The sequence below is a fragment of the Desulfonema magnum genome (assembly GCF_017377395.1).
In the GTDB taxonomy this organism is placed as follows: domain Bacteria; phylum Desulfobacterota; class Desulfobacteria; order Desulfobacterales; family 4be13; genus Desulfonema_C; species Desulfonema_C magnum.
On sequence record NZ_CP061800.1, the window covers coordinates 6,821,333 to 6,837,731 of the forward strand.

The window sequence follows — 16,399 nt, forward strand, 5'->3', positions numbered from 1 at the left end:
GGAGTGTCAAACTTACAGTTTGGCAGGGCGTGTGCCTCAGCGGGAAGATTTAAAACTATCTGATTATAAAGGATTTTGGGAGGTCTGTCCGCGCCCTGAGCTTGTCGAAGGGGACACACCCCCATATGCATCAGGCTAAGATTACAACCTACTGTTTTTATTAACTCTGATTTTGCCGGACGGGGTTTGCAACCCCGTCCGGAATATTTTCCCGGATCGCCGCCTGCAAACGTTTCGGACGGGGTTGCAAACCCCGTCCGGCAGCCGTCCCGCATTCTTAGCCTGATGCATATGGGACACACCCCCCGTTTCGACAAGCTCAACGAGCGGTTTCCATTTACCCGCTCCGGGCTTGTACAAGGGGACCTTTCGGAGAATCCGGAACATACGTCTTTTTTCCATGTATTCTGCGGTTTTCCCGGTGCCTCCCCAAAATCCGTTATCATCATGAAAATATTGCCAAACTGCAAGTTTGGCACTCCGGATATCCGGATGCTTATTTTCGATAATGCCTGATACACACAACCGAGTATATTCCGGAGAACAGCCATGAACAAAGAAAGAAAACGGACCTTAACCATCAAAACCCCGGAGGGGATTGCTTTCTCCCTGCATCTTGCCGGGCCTGTCACCCGGTTTCTGGCATGGCTGATTGATCTTGCAAGTATCTTTGTCATTTCGCTTACAGCCAGAATTGCCGCGGGCTTCCTGGGCGTTATCAGCCCGGATATTGCTTCGGCGGCCGTTATTTTGGCGTATTTTATTATTTCCATCGGCTATGGTATTGCAATGGAATGGTATTGGCGGGGACAGACCATTGGCAAACGTCTCCTCCGTCTGAGGGTGATGGATGAACAGGGATTACGCCTGCAATTCAATCAGGTTGTGATCCGCAATCTGCTTCGTTTTGTGGACAGCCTGCCCGCATTTTATATGGTGGGCGGACTTGCCTGCCTGGTCAGCCCTCGGGTCCAGCGGCTTGGTGATCTTGCAGCCAATACGATTGTGGTATGGAACGGCGCTGTTTCGGAGCCGGATCTGGATCAGCTGCTTACAGGCAAATATAATTCATTTCGGAATTATCCGCATTTGGAAGCCCGCCTGCGCCATCATATCTCTGTCCGGGAAGCCGGAATCGTGTTGCAGGCCCTGTTGCGCCGGGATGAGCTTGATCCTTCTGCGCGGCTTGAATTGTTTAAAGAAATTGCCATGCATTTCAAAAGGGCTGTAAAATTCCCGCAGGAAGCCACCGACGGAATCTCCGACGAACAGTATGTGCGTAATGTCGCGGATGTGCTATTCAGATCAGAATTTCCGGGCAGGTGAAGCCAGTTTAATGAAATAATAAGTACCTGAGCACTCGATGATCAGGTTTTCTGACCCGATTTGAACAAAAAGCCTGTCATTCGTGCTTTTGCAGGCTTCGGCGAACGGAATGACAAAAAAAATTTGAACATCGATTGAGCAAAAGTTTTTGGTAGTCCTGCACAAGCAGTGATGAATGAGAGTCAGTGTTCTGATAACCAGGGGACTGAACGGGATTCATCACTGCCTTTGCGGGACTACCAGATTTTTAATAGCTGCCCGGGGAAGAAACCCGGCTTTTTTTCCGGAGTGATGCGTCTCGGATAAAGGAAAAAGCCGGGTTTCTCCGCCGATCACAGAAAAAAGATGTATAAAAAATTTTGATCGGGTACTTATCAAAAACTTATGGCTATGTACTTATGTTGTCCGGGGGCCCTGCCGGATTCAGCAATCCGGCAGGAGCATGGAAACGAAACGTAATGTGTCTGCGGCGGGAACTCTGGTAACTTCCTAATACGCCTCATCATAACTCAGGTCTTCTTTGGTCACTTTCCCTTTGAACAGATTATATGCCCAGGTCTGATATGCAATGACAAGAGGAATAAAAACAATCACCACAACCAGCATAATTTTCAGCGTAAGCGGGCTTGAGGATGCATTGTAGGCCGTGAGGCTGAAATCTCCGTTAATGCTTGAGGGCAGCAGCCTGGGAAACAGTCCGATAATGCCGAAAAACGTACACAGAACAATAGTCAGAGCGGACGCGAACCATGCCTTGAAATAGGTTTTCTTAACCAGGAAAACCTTTACGCCCAAAAGGGCAGCCACATTCAGCACAATAAAAATAAACAAAGCCGGATTTGTGATATAATTATCATAGAGCGCTGTTTCAGATTTACTGGCAATCAGAAAGGCCACAGCCACGATCACAAGAAGCACCCACACCTTGTTCGCGACCGACACGGCTCTGTCATGAAGTTCTCCCTCTGTCTTAATCGCCAGCCATAATGCGCCGTGTACCAGAAAAAGGCACAGAAAAAGCAGACCTCCCAGCAGTCCGTATCCATTAAAAAGGGTAAACAGTGTTCCGTGATAGACGCCACTCTCACCAAGGGGTAATCCCTGAAAAATATTTGCAAAAGTGACTCCGAACAAAACAGCGGGCGCGAAACTGCCCACAAAGATGCAGATATCCCAGACCAGACGCCACCCGGGATCATCCACCTTGCTGCGAAACTCAAGGGAAACGCCGCGCAGAATCAGGGCAAAAAGAATCAGCATCAATGCTGAATAAAGGGATGAGAACATCACCGAATACACCAGGGGAAACGCTGCGAACGTCACGCCTCCGGCAGCGACCAGCCAGACTTCGTTACCGTCCCAGAAAGGCCCCATGGAATTCAGCATGATCCTTTTTTCATCATCATTCTTTCCGATAAACGGGTAAAGGGTTCCTATTCCGAAATCAAATCCGTCTGTCATGAAAAACACCGCCCACAACAGTCCCCAAAGGAAAAACCATATACTCTGCAAAGCCATTTTTTACCTCCCCTCTGTCAGTGAATCCGGCCCTTTTTTGGCATTTTTAGCGATCAGATAAAAACCTGTCGCGCCTAACAGTCCGTAAACTCCGATAAACGCAATGAGCGAAACCGCCACCTGAGAGACTGCCACAGGCGAAGCCGCGTCCGATGTTTTCATCAGACCATAGACAATCCAGGGCTGGCGTCCCACTTCCGCCAGAACCCATCCCATTTCACAGGCAATATATGGTAGCGGAATGGCAAAAAGCATCACCTTCAGGTAAAGCGGACTTTCAACCAGACGTTTTCTCAGAAACCATCCGATGATCATCAGAAGGGGAAATAAGGTTCCCAGTCCCACCATGGTTCTGAAGGCCAGCAAGGAGAGCAGGACAGGGGGTCTTTCATCTTTGGGGAAATCTTTCAGTCCCTTTACTTCGGCATTGATATCATGATGCCCCAAAAAGCTGAGAAGTCCGGGAATGGATCCGATTTCAATGAGGTTTCTCTCATTTTCTTCATCAGGAATGGCGAACATGTGAAGCGGCGCTCTTGTGGTTGTTTCCCAGTGCGCTTCCATTGCCGCAAGCTTTGCAGGTTGGACTTCCGTGACATGAACGCCGTGCATGTCGCCGTTGATGGCTAAAAACACGGAAAAGACAAGCCCGAATACCAGACCGATCTTAAATGACCGGGTAAAAAATTCAATATGCTGTTTCTTCAGAAGATGATACGCGCTGATTCCCATGACAAAAAACGCGCTCAGAACATAAGCCGCGCTGACCGTGTGAAGGAATTCTAAAATAGCAAATTTGTTAAAAACCACCGCGGCAAAATCATCAAGCTCGGCTCTGCCGTTTCTGATAACATAGCCCACAGGATGCTGCATCCAGGCATTTGCAATCAGAATCCACACAGCAGAAAGGGTGGAGGCACCTGCGATAATCCACATTATCGTGGCATGGGCTTTTTTTGAAATTTTATTCCAACCGAAAATCCATACGCCGAGAAGGGTGGATTCCAGAAAAAAAGCGGCACTTGCCTCTATTGCGAGAAGTGACCCGAAGATATCTCCGACATAAGCGGAATAACGCGACCAGTTAGTTCCGAACTGAAATTCGAGTGTAATACCGGTAACAACGCCCAGGGCAAAATTGATAAGAAACAATTTGCTCCAGAATTTGGTCATGGAGAGATAGGTTTCATCTCCGGTTCTGACATATTTTGTTTCCATATACGCCACCAGAATTGACAGGCCGAGCGTCAGCGGCACAAACAAAAAATGGAACATGGTGGCGGCGGCGAACTGTAAACGCGAAAGCAGCACAACATCCATTTTATTCTCCTCTGTGAATTGAAACTTGAAACTTGAAATCCGAAGGCTTGACTGCATCTTTTTACTGCCTGAATTCTGAGTTTCAAGTTTCAGGGATTGAAGATTGGAGAAAATTCCTCTCCAATCTCCAATCGTCAATCATAAAACCGGATTTTAAGCTCCTCCCTCCAACGTACACTGGGTGAAGTCTATTTCTTTGCCGCATTTACTGCATTTATGCGTTTTGTCAAACTCATCGGAAAATATTTCTTTTTCTTCTCCGCACTCAGGGCATTTGCATGTAAAGGACTTCAAACTTTTGAACTGTTCATAACCGGGACAATGTTGCGGTGTAGTAGCCATGGCAATCTCCTTTTTTTAGTTGAATTGAACATTAACGTTAACTACTTATTTAATTAAAAATTAAAAATTGAAAGTTGAGAATTATCAATTATCAATTATCAATTATCAATTATCAATTATCAATTATCAATTATCAATTATCAATTATCAATTATCAATTTATTCACCCAGCTTTGCGGCAATTTCCCGGCCATAATCCTGGGCCATCTTTGTTCCGCCGCCAAGCATGGAAGATTTTAACCTCAGGGGGGCGCTGACCATATCCATCTTAAAGATGTTTTTCATGGTGTCAAAAATTCGGTCAGGAGCTTCTCCGCTCCATCCGAACGCGCCGAACGCGCCGCCGACTTTTCCTTCAAGCCCCGCTTTTTCAGCAAGGAAAAGCATGGTCTTCATTTTCTGCATCATGTCGCCGTGATAGGTGGCTGAACCAAATACCAAGCCATCATAGCCCTGAAGATCAGCTTCAGTTTTGATGTCATTGATATTTGTGACCACGGCTTCAGCCCCGGAAAATCGGATACCTTCGGCAACAAGGTCAGCGATGCTTTGCGTTTCTCCGGTTCTTGTGGCATATACTACAAGTACTTTTGGCATGACGCTTCTCCTTTATTTTATCCGCTTGTCAACACCCTCAGTCTCACAATCCGGTGTATAGCAGGTATTGTCAACGAATTCACATTTTTCCTTGCATGACGGACACTCTTCCGGAGGAGCGTCAGCTTCCAATGTATATCCGCAGTTTTTACATTTCCAACTGGCCATGGTATCCCCTCCTTTTTAATTAAGAATTGAAAATTGAGAATTAAGAATGATGCCTCTGATTCTCAATTTTCACATCCTTTACCGTGAAAATACATTTTGAAAACCCGGGTTTTTTATCTGAAAATATTTTCATGACCGGGGGCGAAAAACCTGGCTTTTTCATAGGCATTTATTATGCTTTCCAGAGGCCGTGAAGATTACAGTAGCCTCGTGCCGTAATTTGACTGGCTTCCACTGTAAAGGTTGCTTCAGGAGCTTCGCCGGGATTCAGATATTCGCGGTAAACTTTCCCATCTGCAATAATTTCAATCCATTCGATATAGTGTTTTTCTTCCATGGGATGCGCGACCTCTCCGACCTTCACTTTTACACCGCCTGAAAATTTTTCCAGCACAGGAACATGTTTCTCTTTTGCGGCATCCACGGTATTCTCAGTCATCAGGGACATGGATTTGCCACAACATACAAGTTCCCCCTCTCCTCCGTGAAGCACCTCAACAATATTTCCGCACAGTTCACATTTATAAACTTGAAGCTTCTCGGCCATGTCTTTCTCCTTTCTTTTGGTTAAAAAAGTAAAAACACAAAAATTCCCATCATTGACACGAAACACCTGCCCAAAAATTTCTTAATATTTTTCTAAGTTCAGCCTTGAACATTTATCTCAGCCACATGAAAAATATTAAAAAAGCTTATACGCAGGTAACAAAAAAATAAAAATCCATAAATACGGACAAATTCTGTCAGGTTACCAGTTTTCCCCGAGCAGTTCAAAGTGGGCTTGCGGATGCGCACATGCCGGGCATTGCTCAATTGCTTCGTTGCCTTCATGGAGATAGCCGCAATTCCGGCAACGCCACGTCACTTTTTCTTTTCTTTTGAAAACCCTGCCTGCCTCAATGTTCGCGGCAAGGTCATTATAGCGTTTTTCATGCTGCTTTTCAGCCACAGAAATCATTTCAAAAACAACTGCGATGGGTTCAAATCCCTCTTCACGGGCTGTTTTGGCAAAGCCGGGATACATTTCCGTATGTTCGTAATGCTCTCCCGCGGCTGCTGCTTTCAAGTTTTCAAGGGTGGTTCCGATAATCCCGGCCGGAAAAGCTCCGGTGATTTCAACCTCTCCGCCCTCAAGAAATTTAAAAAACCGCTTGGCATGTTCTTTTTCCTGATTGGCAGTTTCAGTAAAAATATCAGAAATCTGAACATAGCCCTCTTTTTTTGCCTGGCTGGCAAAATAGGTATAGCGGTTTCGGGCCTGGGACTCCCCTGCAAAAGCGGTCAAAAGATTTTTTTCGGTCTGAGTGCCTTTTAATTTTCCCACGGTTGTGTCCTCCCAATGTTTGTTTTTTGAATAGAAATAGTTACCTGACGATTCTTTATTCAGAGGCCAGGCTTACCAAAATCAACTTATATAACGGAGGGAAGTAGCGGTCATGATCATCATCGCACTCCCTTTTTATCAGCAATACACTAAAAGAGGTTAATTTTTTGGTAGTCCTGCAAAGGTAGTGATGAATCCCGTTCACTCCCCGATTATCGGGACACTGAATCCCATTCATCACTACTTGTGCAGGACTACCAATTTTTTTTAGTAGGCTATTTTTTAATAATTGTCAAACTGATATTTTATGAATTTCAATTCATGGTCTGAATATATTATGGATTTTTTATACTCGATAACCAAGTTTTCTGATCTGATCCGGCCGGACAGGTTGTCAGTCCTGCGAAAGCAGGAATCCGTTTCCGACCCATGCCATGCTTCCGGGGGCATCGAATTCCTGCTTTCAAAGGAATGGCAGAAAAGAATTTGATTATCGAGTATCAGTAAGTCTGATTCAGGACTAAACCGAATAATGAGCCTCTGATTGTCATTTATACACAAGTCGCCCTTCAGCCTGGTTGCTGATATTATGGTGGGAACGCAAATACTCTTCCACCACATCACGCATGGAGGTGGTAACAACATGGGAATCTGCCAGAGCCATCAGTTCGGAATTGGTGATACCCATATTTTTTTCTGAGTTTTTGTAGTGAAATCCTTGAAGCGCGATTGTGTAATATTCATTATCCGTCACAGGTTCACCATTAAGTGTCAGGGAGTCAAGTGAGCGCCGGGCTTCATTATAGACTGCCTGGATACCACGGTTCACCTGATAGCATTCGCCTTCACCGGTTCTGTTTTCCGGATGCATGATGTGTGAAAAAATTTGCCTGAGCTGAACGCCAGTGACAGTGAATTTGGACATGGAATCATCATAGGGGAAAATTCTGTACAGGTCCCCCAGCGTTACCAAAGGCCCTAATTCTGTTCCCCGGATTGATCCGCTGCCGACAAACGCCACACTGAGTCCCGCACTCTCAGCAAAAATGTCGGCAAACAGGTTGCCCAATGATGTTTCTTCCTCCCGTCTCGGATGCCTCAGTTTCCGAGCAAACCGGCAGATGAGCGTATTATATTTCCGATCCACCACTTCCTGAAATGAGTCAATGAATTTCTGCAATTCAGCGTCAGGTTTTGCCAGATGATTGTCCACCGGGATCAGTTTCCATTTCCATTCCACAATGCTGTTGGTATCGTCATCCACGACAATGTCAAATCGCCCGATCTGATCGGTCCCGGTCCCTGCCTGCGCAATGAGAATTCCATTCACTGCTTCGGGCTGTTCCAGGATGGTGTGGGAGTGTCCTCCGATAATCATATCCACGCCACATGCCGGATCCAGGATCGCTGCCAGTTCCTTATCTGACTCAAATCCGATATGGGTGAGGAGAATTGTCAGATCAATATCGTCATCTTTATAAGCATTACAAATTTTGCTCACTTCCGCGGCTGCGTCTTCCAGCCCCACAAATGAGCTGATATCACTGTCCATTTTCAGTGAACTGATCACACTCTCGGTGATAATGCCGATACACAGAATGTCAAAACCGTCCACATTAAGAATAATATAGGGCTGCATCAGGCGTTTGTGATATTTTTTGATATACAAATTGGCGTTGACAATGGGAAAATTTGCTATTTTTTCCAGGAAGAGCAGGTGGGGCAGTCCGTAGTCCAGTTCATGGTTGCCCAGGGTCACAACATCGGGGGCCAGGTAGTTCATAATCTCCATGGTGGATGCACCCTTATATTCAGAATCAATCATGGCCCCTTGCAACATGTCTCCGGCAATGAGGTAAAGGACATTTTTTTCTTCCTCACGTACCTTGTTGAGATAGCCGGAAACCAGAGCCAGCCCCCCGATGAGATTCCCTTCCTGCCCCCCGGCTTCTGCCAGGAAATCGCCATGGATGTCGTTTGAATGTAAAATTGTAAACTTCTTGAACCGTTCTGTGTTCATCTGAATATTATTCCTCCCCTGTAAAAGTGAGAAGTGAGAAATTGTGATCCCATTTTCATATGTTATCTGTCAGAATATTCTTTATGGGATCAATCAGTTAGCCATTCTGATTTATCTAAACGGCGGAGAATACATCAGACCGCCGTCTTTCCACAAAGCATTCAGCCCGCGTTCAAGTCCCACACGCGTGCCAGGTCCCAGATTACGTTCAAAAACTTCGCCATAGTTGCCCACCTGTTTCACGATGTTGTAAGCGAATTTCTCATCAAGACCCAGGTCCTTTCCGTTCCCCGGCGTGACCCCCAGGAAACGCCTCACCGACGGTTTTTTGCTTTTAAGCATTTTATCCACGTTTTTTGAAGTGATGCCCAGTTCTTCGGCATTGATCATGGCAAGAACAGAATAATTCACAATGTCTCTCCACTGATCATCACCGTGGCGCACTGCGGGAGCAAGGGGTTCTTTTGAAATGATTTCAGGAAGGATGATATAATCGCCGGGGGGTTGGCTTACGGCTCGGAGACCAGCTAGTTGAGAAACATCCGAAATCATGCAGTCACATTGTCCGGAAAAAAATACATTACTCAGTTCAGCAGTCTGTTCAATAATAACCGGTTTCCACTTCATATCGTTTGATCGGAAAAAATCAGCCGCATTTAATTCTGTAGTCGTTCCCGGAAGAATGCACACAGTGGCTCCGTCCAGTTCTTTTGCGCTTTTAATGCCCGATTTTTTAGCAACCATAAACCCCTGACCATCGTAATAGTTCACATGAACAAAATCTGCTCCGAGTGCGGTGTCCCGGTGCAAGGTTTGCGTGGCGCTGTGACATAACACATCAATCTCCCCGCTTTGCAGTGCTGTGAATCGTTCCACAGCCGTCAGCGGGATAAATTTTGCTTTGGTGGTGTCGCCAAATACAGCAGCAGCAACAGCCCGTCCCGTGTCAACATTAAGCCCGTGCCATCTTCCTTTTTCGTCCTGTATTCCAAGACCGAGGACACTGTCATTCACACCGATCTGAACAACGCCTCTTGTTTTTACGGTATTCAGAGTTTCACCTGCTCCAACTATGCCTGTGGTAACAAAGAACACTGCCGCCGCTATTACGATATACCATCTAAAATGATTCATTCAAATCTTCTCCTTTTTTTAAAACAAGTATCAGTGCAAAAGATTTTGTAATCTGATATCTCATTCTGAATTTTGAAGTTGTCACCGTTTCGGAAACATTACAAAATAACCGAGTATTAAAATGAATTTATTTCATCTGCTTAAATCGTAATATAAATAGAACTCGATTTGATTAACATAAAAAATTCATATTTTGCAATAGAATATTTCAATAAAATGGGGGCTGCCTGAATTTGATGCGCCTCGGAAGGGGAAAATGATAATTTTGCTGAAACTATCGGATAATATGCCATTTTCTTATGGAAAACATTCAACCTCTTTATTTTCTTGACAAAAAAGACAGGTTGCTTTAGGAACAGTATAACTCGATAATTAAGTTTTCTGATCCGGTCCGGCAGGACAGTGTGTTATTCCTGCGAAAGCAGGAATGACAGAAAAAAATCTGATTATCCAGCGACCAAGGTCCTGTTAATGGGACAGTTGAAAAGAATTCAGACAAAGTATTTTTTTAAATTAAACGATGAAAATATAGTTTTTAAGAAAAAAGTATGCCGCTCCGGAGTGCCAAACTTGCAGTTTGGCAATATTGCTCTCCGTTGTTTCTCTCAGGTGTTTCTGCCAAACTGCAAGTTTGGCACTCCGGATATTTTTTTTGCCAGGGGATTTCCCCAAAAATAAAATACCCGGAACGTAGGGTGGGTGGAGCGAAGCGCAACCCACCGCACAAGGTGGGTTGCGCTTCGCTCCACCCACCCTACATTTTTTGTATCGGGTATATTATTTATTTTGAGTTCCCTAAACTGCAAGTTTGGCACTCCGGATATTTTTTTTCTTAAAGTCTATAGCAATAGATTTTTGAAAGATGAGCATTTATGACTTATAAAATCGGATTTGCAGGAACTGACGGAAGAACACTTCTCGGTGCATGGGTGACTTCCACGGCAACAAGTGAAACGCATCAGGATAATTTTCAGGGCGTGGTCTTTCGGGGAATGCCGGCCATGCCGCCATTTGTAAACCTGATGGGATGGCCTGTGGAGTTTATTCCTACGGCGGATAATTCCAAAGAGGGCTATGCCGCAGCAATTAAAGCGGCGATTGAAAACGGTTCGGTTGACTGTGTTCTGCCAATGCCTGAAGATTTATTGCTTGAGGGATTGGTTGACGAACTGGAAAAAGACGGACTGAGTGAGCATGTTATCGGATTTACCCAGGAAGGTTCGTTTGTCGAGGGGGACAAGATTGCCTGCAAACGGCTTTGTGATGACTACGGCATTCCGGTGGCTGATGAATGGTATGAGGCGGACGCGAGGAATTATGATGAGGTTCTGGGCCATTGTCTGACATTATTGGATAAATACGGCGGCGCGGTCCTGAAGTATCCTTTCAGCGCCGGCGGAAAAGGTGCCCGTATTATTTTAAATTCCTGGGAAATCAAAGAGATATACGATACTCTCATAAAAGATTATGGCAAAAACTATAAAAAACTTTATGGGAAAAAATCAAAATGGCCCTTGCTTATAGAGGCAAGAATGTCCGGGGCTGAAATATCTTTTACCGCACTTGTTGATAAAAACGGCAATTTTCAAATTCTGCCCACAGCGTTGGATTACCCGGAACGGTTTTCAGGGCCGGCAAGCAAAGACAATCCCATTACCGGCGGCATGTGCAGTATTTCGCCGCATCCCATGGAAACGCCAGAACTGATTCAGAAAGCAGCGGATGATATTTTCAGACCGTTCATCACTGCTTTGAAAGAAAAGAATATTTTACGACCATGCGTGTTATATCCCGGATGTTTTGTCTCTTTTGACAGCAACATGAAACCCACAAAGATAAGAATGTGTGAGATGAATATCCGGCCCGGAGAACCTGAAGCCCAGCCGATTTTCCGTAGAATAAGAAATCTGGGCGCTTTGATCAGAGCCACGATTCAGGGAAATCTGGACCAGACAGCCCCGGAAATCAGATCAGATCAGATTTCTCTCTGTGTGGCCCTGGTTACCGGACCCGGCGGCCCCCAGGGACAAAAAGGATATCCCTGGTCTTGTACCAAAGGAGAACCGCTTGATATGGATCTGGATTATTTGAAAAAGAAAAATATTCAGGTGATCCCCTCGGCCATGAAATACTCAGCGGAGGATAAAACATTCAAATCAGACGGCACGCGGGTTGTTTTCCTGAATGTCAACGCGACAGTGAAACCGGATGAGACCAGGGCAATCGTTGCTGAACGGCTTCGCCAGAGGCTGCTGACCGCGTTTGAAAATGGTAAAATCAGGGTGATTCCCCGTGAGAATCCTGAAGGGAACCGCCTGGATTTACGAAGAGATGTCGGTATTCATTTCCAAATTGCTGAAAAATTATTTTTATAAGAGAAAAGCGGAAAATTCTCGTTAAGTTTTTACGATCAAAGACCTCCGAGGTTTTCAAAACCTCGGAGGTCTTATATCCGAAAATTTATGATCATTCCTTACTTCAGGGTGTTTATCTCAATTTTAAGCAGCGCTTTAATTTATTCAAACTTTAATTAAACACCTAATATAGAAATATTGTAAATCAGGAAAATCCCGATTTTATCAGAAAAATTTCTTAAAGATAAAAAACAGGGGGAACATTTTTCACCACCCATATTTTTATACGCCCTAAACAAATTTATACTTGTAAATAATTATGTTTCAGATTAATATTTTCTGAAATTATAGTTTTTCTGATTATAACGAATTTAGGAGAGGGCCGACCAAGCCCTGTAAGGGCGGCATATTTGTAGCAGCTGCTGTGCCCCCATGCCAAGCCCTGTAAGGGCGGCATATTTACAGCAAACCTGCTGTTGCAAATATGTCGCCCCCGAGGGGCTTTGACAGCCTCCCCTAAATCCGTTATAATCAGTAGTTTTTAAGAAAACGTCTGTCGCTCCGGAGTGCCGAATTTCAAATTTCAAGTTTCAAGTTTCAAGTTTCAAGTTTCAAGTTTCAAGTTTCAAGTTTCAAGTTTCAAGTTTCAAATTTCGAGTTTCGAGTTTCAAATTTCAAAGGAGAATGACCACAATTGGCAGATATAAAAAATATGGAAGAATACGAGCGTCTTCACAGACAGTCGCTTGAAGACCCGGATACATTTTGGGCAGAACAGGCAAAAAAATATCTGTCCTGGGATAAAGCGTGGGATGTTGTACTCCGCTACAACGCTGACGAGGCAAAAATCGAATGGTTTGGCGGGGGGGTCTTAAATGCCGCTTACAACTGTCTTGACCGGCATTTGGAAAAGCACAAGAACAAGGTAGCGTATTACTGGGAAGGGGATGCCCCTCATGAAACAAAGGTCTTAACTTATTCAGACCTTTACGATAAAGTCAATAAACTTGCAGCCGTTCTGAAGGCCAAAGGCATTCGCAAGGGGGACAGGGTCGTCATTTATATGCCCATGATCATCGAACTTCCTGTTGCCATGCTTGCATGTGCCAGAATAGGCGCTGTGCATACTGTTGTTTTTGTGGGATTCAGCGCAAAGGCCCTTGTAAATCGTATTTGGGACTGCGGTGCAAAGATGGTGATCACGGTGGATGGCGGATATCGGGCAGGCAGGATCATTCCGCTTAAAAAAAACGTGGATGATGCCCTGAAACACTGTCCGAGCGTGGAAAGTGTTATTGTGTTCAGCCGCATCGGGCTGAAACTTGATCTGGATGGTTCCCGGGAAATATGGGGGCATGAAGCCATGTCAGATAAGTCCCTTCCCTCTTTTGTACCTCCTGAACCCATGAATGCCGAAGACCCGCTGTTTATTCTCTACACAAGTGCCAGTACCCGCAGACCTAAAGGGATCGTTCACACCCACGGGGGCTATCTGCTTTACGCAGCCATGACAACCCGGGTGGTCTTTGATCTGCAAGATAATGAAACATTCTGGTGTACCGCAAACATCGGCTGGATCAGCGGACACACTTACAGCGTGTATGGCCCTCTGGTCAACGGACTGACGGGCGTGTTGTTTGAGGGGGCACCCTGTTATCCCGATTACGGCCGGTACTGGGAAATTGTGGCGAAATACAAGGTGAATAAATTTTACACGGCTCCCACCGTGATTCGGATGCTGGCAAAAGAAGATATCCGTTATCTCAAAGAACATGACATATCATCTCTTAAACTTCTGGGAACAGGCGGTGAACCCCTGGAGCCTGAGACATGGCAATGGTATCACCGTCATGTGGGAAGGGAACAGTGTCCTGTCATAGATACTTATTGGCAGATTGAAACAGGGGGTCATATTTTTACGCCCCTTCCCGGTGTTGCTCCTGTCAGGCCCGGGTCCTGCTCTTTTCCCTTTTTTGGAATCGATCCTGTAATTCTGGATGATACTGGCGAGGAAGCAAAGTATCCGAATCAGGAAGGTGTCCTTTGCATCCGAAAACCATGGCCCGGGATGGCCCGGACAATTTACGGGGATCATGAACGCTTCACAGAGTCTTATTTCAGCCAGATACCCGGCATGTATTTTACCGCGGACGGAGCCACAAGGGATGAAGACGGATACTACTGGCTCACCGGCCGCATTGATGACGTTATCAACGTATCGGGCCATAGTATTGCCACAGCCGACATCGAGTCAGCCCTGGTGCTTCACGAACAGGTGGCCGAAGCTGCGGTCGTGGGATGTCCCCATCCCATTAAAGGTCAGGGAATTTACGCCTTTATCACCCTCAGCAAAGACGTTCCCCGCTCTGATGATCTGAAAAAAGAACTCACAGAACTGGTTCGGACTGAAATCGGACCCATCACCACAATAGATATCATTCAATGGGCAGATGTCCTGCCAAAAACCCGAAGCGGTAAAATTATAAGACACATCCTTGATAAAATCGCATCAGGAAAGGCAAATGAGCTGGGAGACACTTCCGCCATCATCGAGCCTGCTGTAATCGAAAAACTGATAAAAGAACATGTTTTAATTGAAAATTAAATTCTCAATTTAATTGGGGAGCAGACGCATGAGCCTGACTGATAAGAAGGGATATCCTTTTGAGGTAAAGAACTGCCGGCCCGAGGATTATTCATTCCTTGAGGAAATGTACGATGCTTTTTCTCCAAAGGGCGAGTTTCAGGGGATGCCCCCTCGTGACAAACATGCTCGGACCAAATGGATTCAGAGCCTGATTGAAATCGGAAAAAACTTCCTGGCCTGGCAGGACGGCAGGGTCGTGGGTCATGTCGCTATTTTGCCTGACTTTGACAAAGCAAATGCAGAATATCTGATTTTTCTGATCCAGACTGTCCGGGGCCGGGGGATCGGAAAAGAACTCACGTTAAAGGCGATTGAAGGCATCAGAAACCTCGGACTCAGCTCAGTCTGGCTGACTGTGGATGCCTATAATTTCAAGGCCACACGGCTCTATAGAAAAATCGGCTTTGAATTTCTTGAAGAATATAGTTCCGCGTCTGAGCGAATGATGGTCTTGAAACTTGAAACTTGAAACTGGAAATCGGAGATTGAATAATCAGAGGTCAGGTGTCAGGCGTCAGATCGCTGTTGTCAGGGATGACAGATACTTTGAACATAAGACTGGCCATATTCATCCTGAGCATCCCAGACGTCTGCAAGCCATTTATCGAATGCTGGACACAGATTTTCCCGGGAACACTCTCATTCATATTGAGCCTGAACCTGTCCCTCTGGAATATCTGGAACTTATTCACACTCCGGTTTATATTGAAAAAGTCTTAAAAACGGCGGATCATTATTTTACAAGTCTTGCGCCTGACACTCCTGCCAGTGCAAAGACGTATCTGGCCGCGTGGCTGGCTGTGGGTGGGTGTATTACAGGTTTGGATGCCCTGATTTCAGGGCAGTGTGATGTGTGTTTTTCACTGGGACGTCCCCCGGGACATCATGCACTTGCGGATCGGGCCGGAGGGTTTTGTATCTTCAATAATCTCGGGGTGACCGCACGATATGCCATGAAGCAACACGGGTTTCAGCGCATTCTGATCATTGACTGGGATATTCATCACGGAAACGGCCTGCATGATTTGTTTTATGAAGAAAAAGAGGTGCTGTATTTTTCTTCCCACGATACTTTGTTATATCCTTATACTGGTGACTGGGAGGAGACCGGCAGAGGCCAGGGCAAAGGATATACCGTCAATCTCCCTGTGCCCAGGAAATTGGAGGATAAGGAAATTCTTTATCTGTATCAGAAAATACTTGGCCCGGTTGTCAGGCGATATCAGCCTGAACTGATTCTGGTAAGCGCAGGGTTTGACGCACATCATAATGACCCCATTGGCAGGTCCCGGCTGACTGAACAGGTATTCGGATGGCTGACCTGCCTGCTTCTTGATCTGAGGGCAGAGATCAGCAATCCGCCGCTTCTTTTTACATTGGAAGGGGGATATCATCCGCGATCTCTGGCCCGTTCTGTAAAAGCGGTTTTAAAAGCGCTGACAGAAGATGACCATGGGAAAAATTTTTCCGCTGAGAAGACCGGCCGAGTTGAAAAAATAATTAAAAAAGCTCTGAAAATCCATGCAAGGCACAATGTGTGGACAAAGTAAAATTCCTCCGAAAGAAACCCGGCTTTTTCTTCTAAGAGCATGTTTGAAAAGTAATTCCGGGCTGTTTTTTGCCACGAAGACACGAAGGCTCACGAAGGC

Annotated in this window: 15 protein-coding genes; 6 read left to right on the top strand and 9 right to left on the bottom strand. The window is 45.5% G+C overall.

The genetic code is table 11. The features are described from left to right. The first annotated feature begins 549 nt into the window (after positions 1 to 549). Entirely contained in the window at positions 550 to 1,326 is a 777-nt protein-coding gene (locus dnm_RS26110; protein ID WP_207679821.1) for an RDD family protein, read from the top strand. A 489-nt stretch (positions 1,327 to 1,815) separates the two neighbouring features. Here dnm_RS26110 and cydB read toward each other — a convergent pair whose 3' ends face one another. The 9 genes from cydB to dnm_RS26155 all read right to left on the bottom strand — a co-directional run bounded on the left by cydB (position 1,816) and on the right by dnm_RS26155 (position 9,749). Beyond that, positions 1,816 to 2,844 carry a cytochrome d ubiquinol oxidase subunit II gene (cydB, locus tag dnm_RS26115; protein WP_207679822.1) on the bottom strand — a complete coding sequence of 343 codons (1,029 nt, stop codon included), beginning with the start codon at positions 2,842 to 2,844 and terminating at the stop codon, positions 1,816 to 1,818. Between the two features lie 3 nt (positions 2,845 to 2,847). Beyond that, the gene (locus dnm_RS26120) at positions 2,848 to 4,164 is read right to left on the bottom strand and encodes a cytochrome ubiquinol oxidase subunit I (protein ID WP_207683759.1); all 1,317 of its coding nucleotides are present in this window, start codon (positions 4,162 to 4,164) and stop codon (positions 2,848 to 2,850) included. A 153-nt stretch (positions 4,165 to 4,317) separates the two neighbouring features. Continuing rightward, positions 4,318 to 4,506 (bottom strand): hypothetical protein, encoded by a 189-nt coding sequence (locus dnm_RS26125; protein ID WP_207679823.1) that lies wholly within the window; start codon positions 4,504 to 4,506, stop codon positions 4,318 to 4,320. A 159-nt stretch (positions 4,507 to 4,665) separates the two neighbouring features. Continuing rightward, positions 4,666 to 5,103: a flavodoxin domain-containing protein gene (locus tag dnm_RS26130; protein ID WP_207679824.1), complete on the bottom strand. Its 438-nt coding sequence runs from the start codon at positions 5,101 to 5,103 to the stop codon at positions 4,666 to 4,668. 12 nt (positions 5,104 to 5,115) lie between these two features. Beyond that, positions 5,116 to 5,271 (bottom strand): rubredoxin-like domain-containing protein, encoded by a 156-nt coding sequence (locus dnm_RS26135; protein ID WP_207679825.1) that lies wholly within the window; start codon positions 5,269 to 5,271, stop codon positions 5,116 to 5,118. 172 nt (positions 5,272 to 5,443) lie between these two features. Then, entirely contained in the window at positions 5,444 to 5,818 is a 375-nt protein-coding gene (locus dnm_RS26140; RefSeq protein ID WP_207679826.1) for a desulfoferrodoxin, read from the bottom strand. 201 nt (positions 5,819 to 6,019) lie between these two features. After that, a complete protein-coding gene (gene rbr / locus dnm_RS26145) occupies positions 6,020 to 6,595 on the bottom strand; it encodes a rubrerythrin (protein WP_207679827.1) in 576 nt (191 codons plus the stop codon). 547 nt (positions 6,596 to 7,142) lie between these two features. Continuing rightward, positions 7,143 to 8,615 (bottom strand): bifunctional metallophosphatase/5'-nucleotidase, encoded by a 1,473-nt coding sequence (locus dnm_RS26150; protein WP_207679828.1) that lies wholly within the window; start codon positions 8,613 to 8,615, stop codon positions 7,143 to 7,145. Positions 8,616 to 8,726: 111 nt separating this feature from the next. Continuing rightward, positions 8,727 to 9,749, bottom strand: a complete 1,023-nt coding sequence (locus dnm_RS26155) for an amino acid ABC transporter substrate-binding protein (RefSeq protein ID WP_207679829.1) — start codon at positions 9,747 to 9,749, stop codon at positions 8,727 to 8,729. Positions 9,750 to 10,621: 872 nt separating this feature from the next. Between dnm_RS26155 and dnm_RS26160 the strand changes: the two genes are divergently transcribed. From dnm_RS26160 to dnm_RS26180, 5 genes are all read left to right on the top strand, one after another. Continuing rightward, positions 10,622 to 12,124 carry a hypothetical protein gene (locus tag dnm_RS26160; RefSeq protein WP_207679830.1) on the top strand — a complete coding sequence of 501 codons (1,503 nt, stop codon included), beginning with the start codon at positions 10,622 to 10,624 and terminating at the stop codon, positions 12,122 to 12,124. Positions 12,125 to 12,669: 545 nt separating this feature from the next. Next, positions 12,670 to 12,810 (top strand): hypothetical protein, encoded by a 141-nt coding sequence (locus dnm_RS26165; protein ID WP_207679831.1) that lies wholly within the window; start codon positions 12,670 to 12,672, stop codon positions 12,808 to 12,810. Continuing rightward, positions 12,798 to 14,708 carry an acetate--CoA ligase gene (gene acs / locus dnm_RS26170; RefSeq protein WP_246556094.1) on the top strand — a complete coding sequence of 637 codons (1,911 nt, stop codon included), beginning with the start codon at positions 12,798 to 12,800 and terminating at the stop codon, positions 14,706 to 14,708. Before dnm_RS26165 ends, acs begins: the two co-directional genes overlap by 13 nt. A gap of 28 nt (positions 14,709 to 14,736) precedes the next feature. After that, on the top strand, positions 14,737 to 15,219 hold the full coding sequence (locus dnm_RS26175; protein ID WP_207679832.1) for a GNAT family N-acetyltransferase: 483 nt from the start codon (positions 14,737 to 14,739) through the stop codon (positions 15,217 to 15,219). A 16-nt stretch (positions 15,220 to 15,235) separates the two neighbouring features. Next, complete coding sequence (locus dnm_RS26180; protein WP_207679833.1) at positions 15,236 to 16,300, top strand: histone deacetylase family protein; 1,065 nt, start codon at positions 15,236 to 15,238, stop codon at positions 16,298 to 16,300. Positions 16,301 to 16,399: the final 99 nt, after the last annotated feature.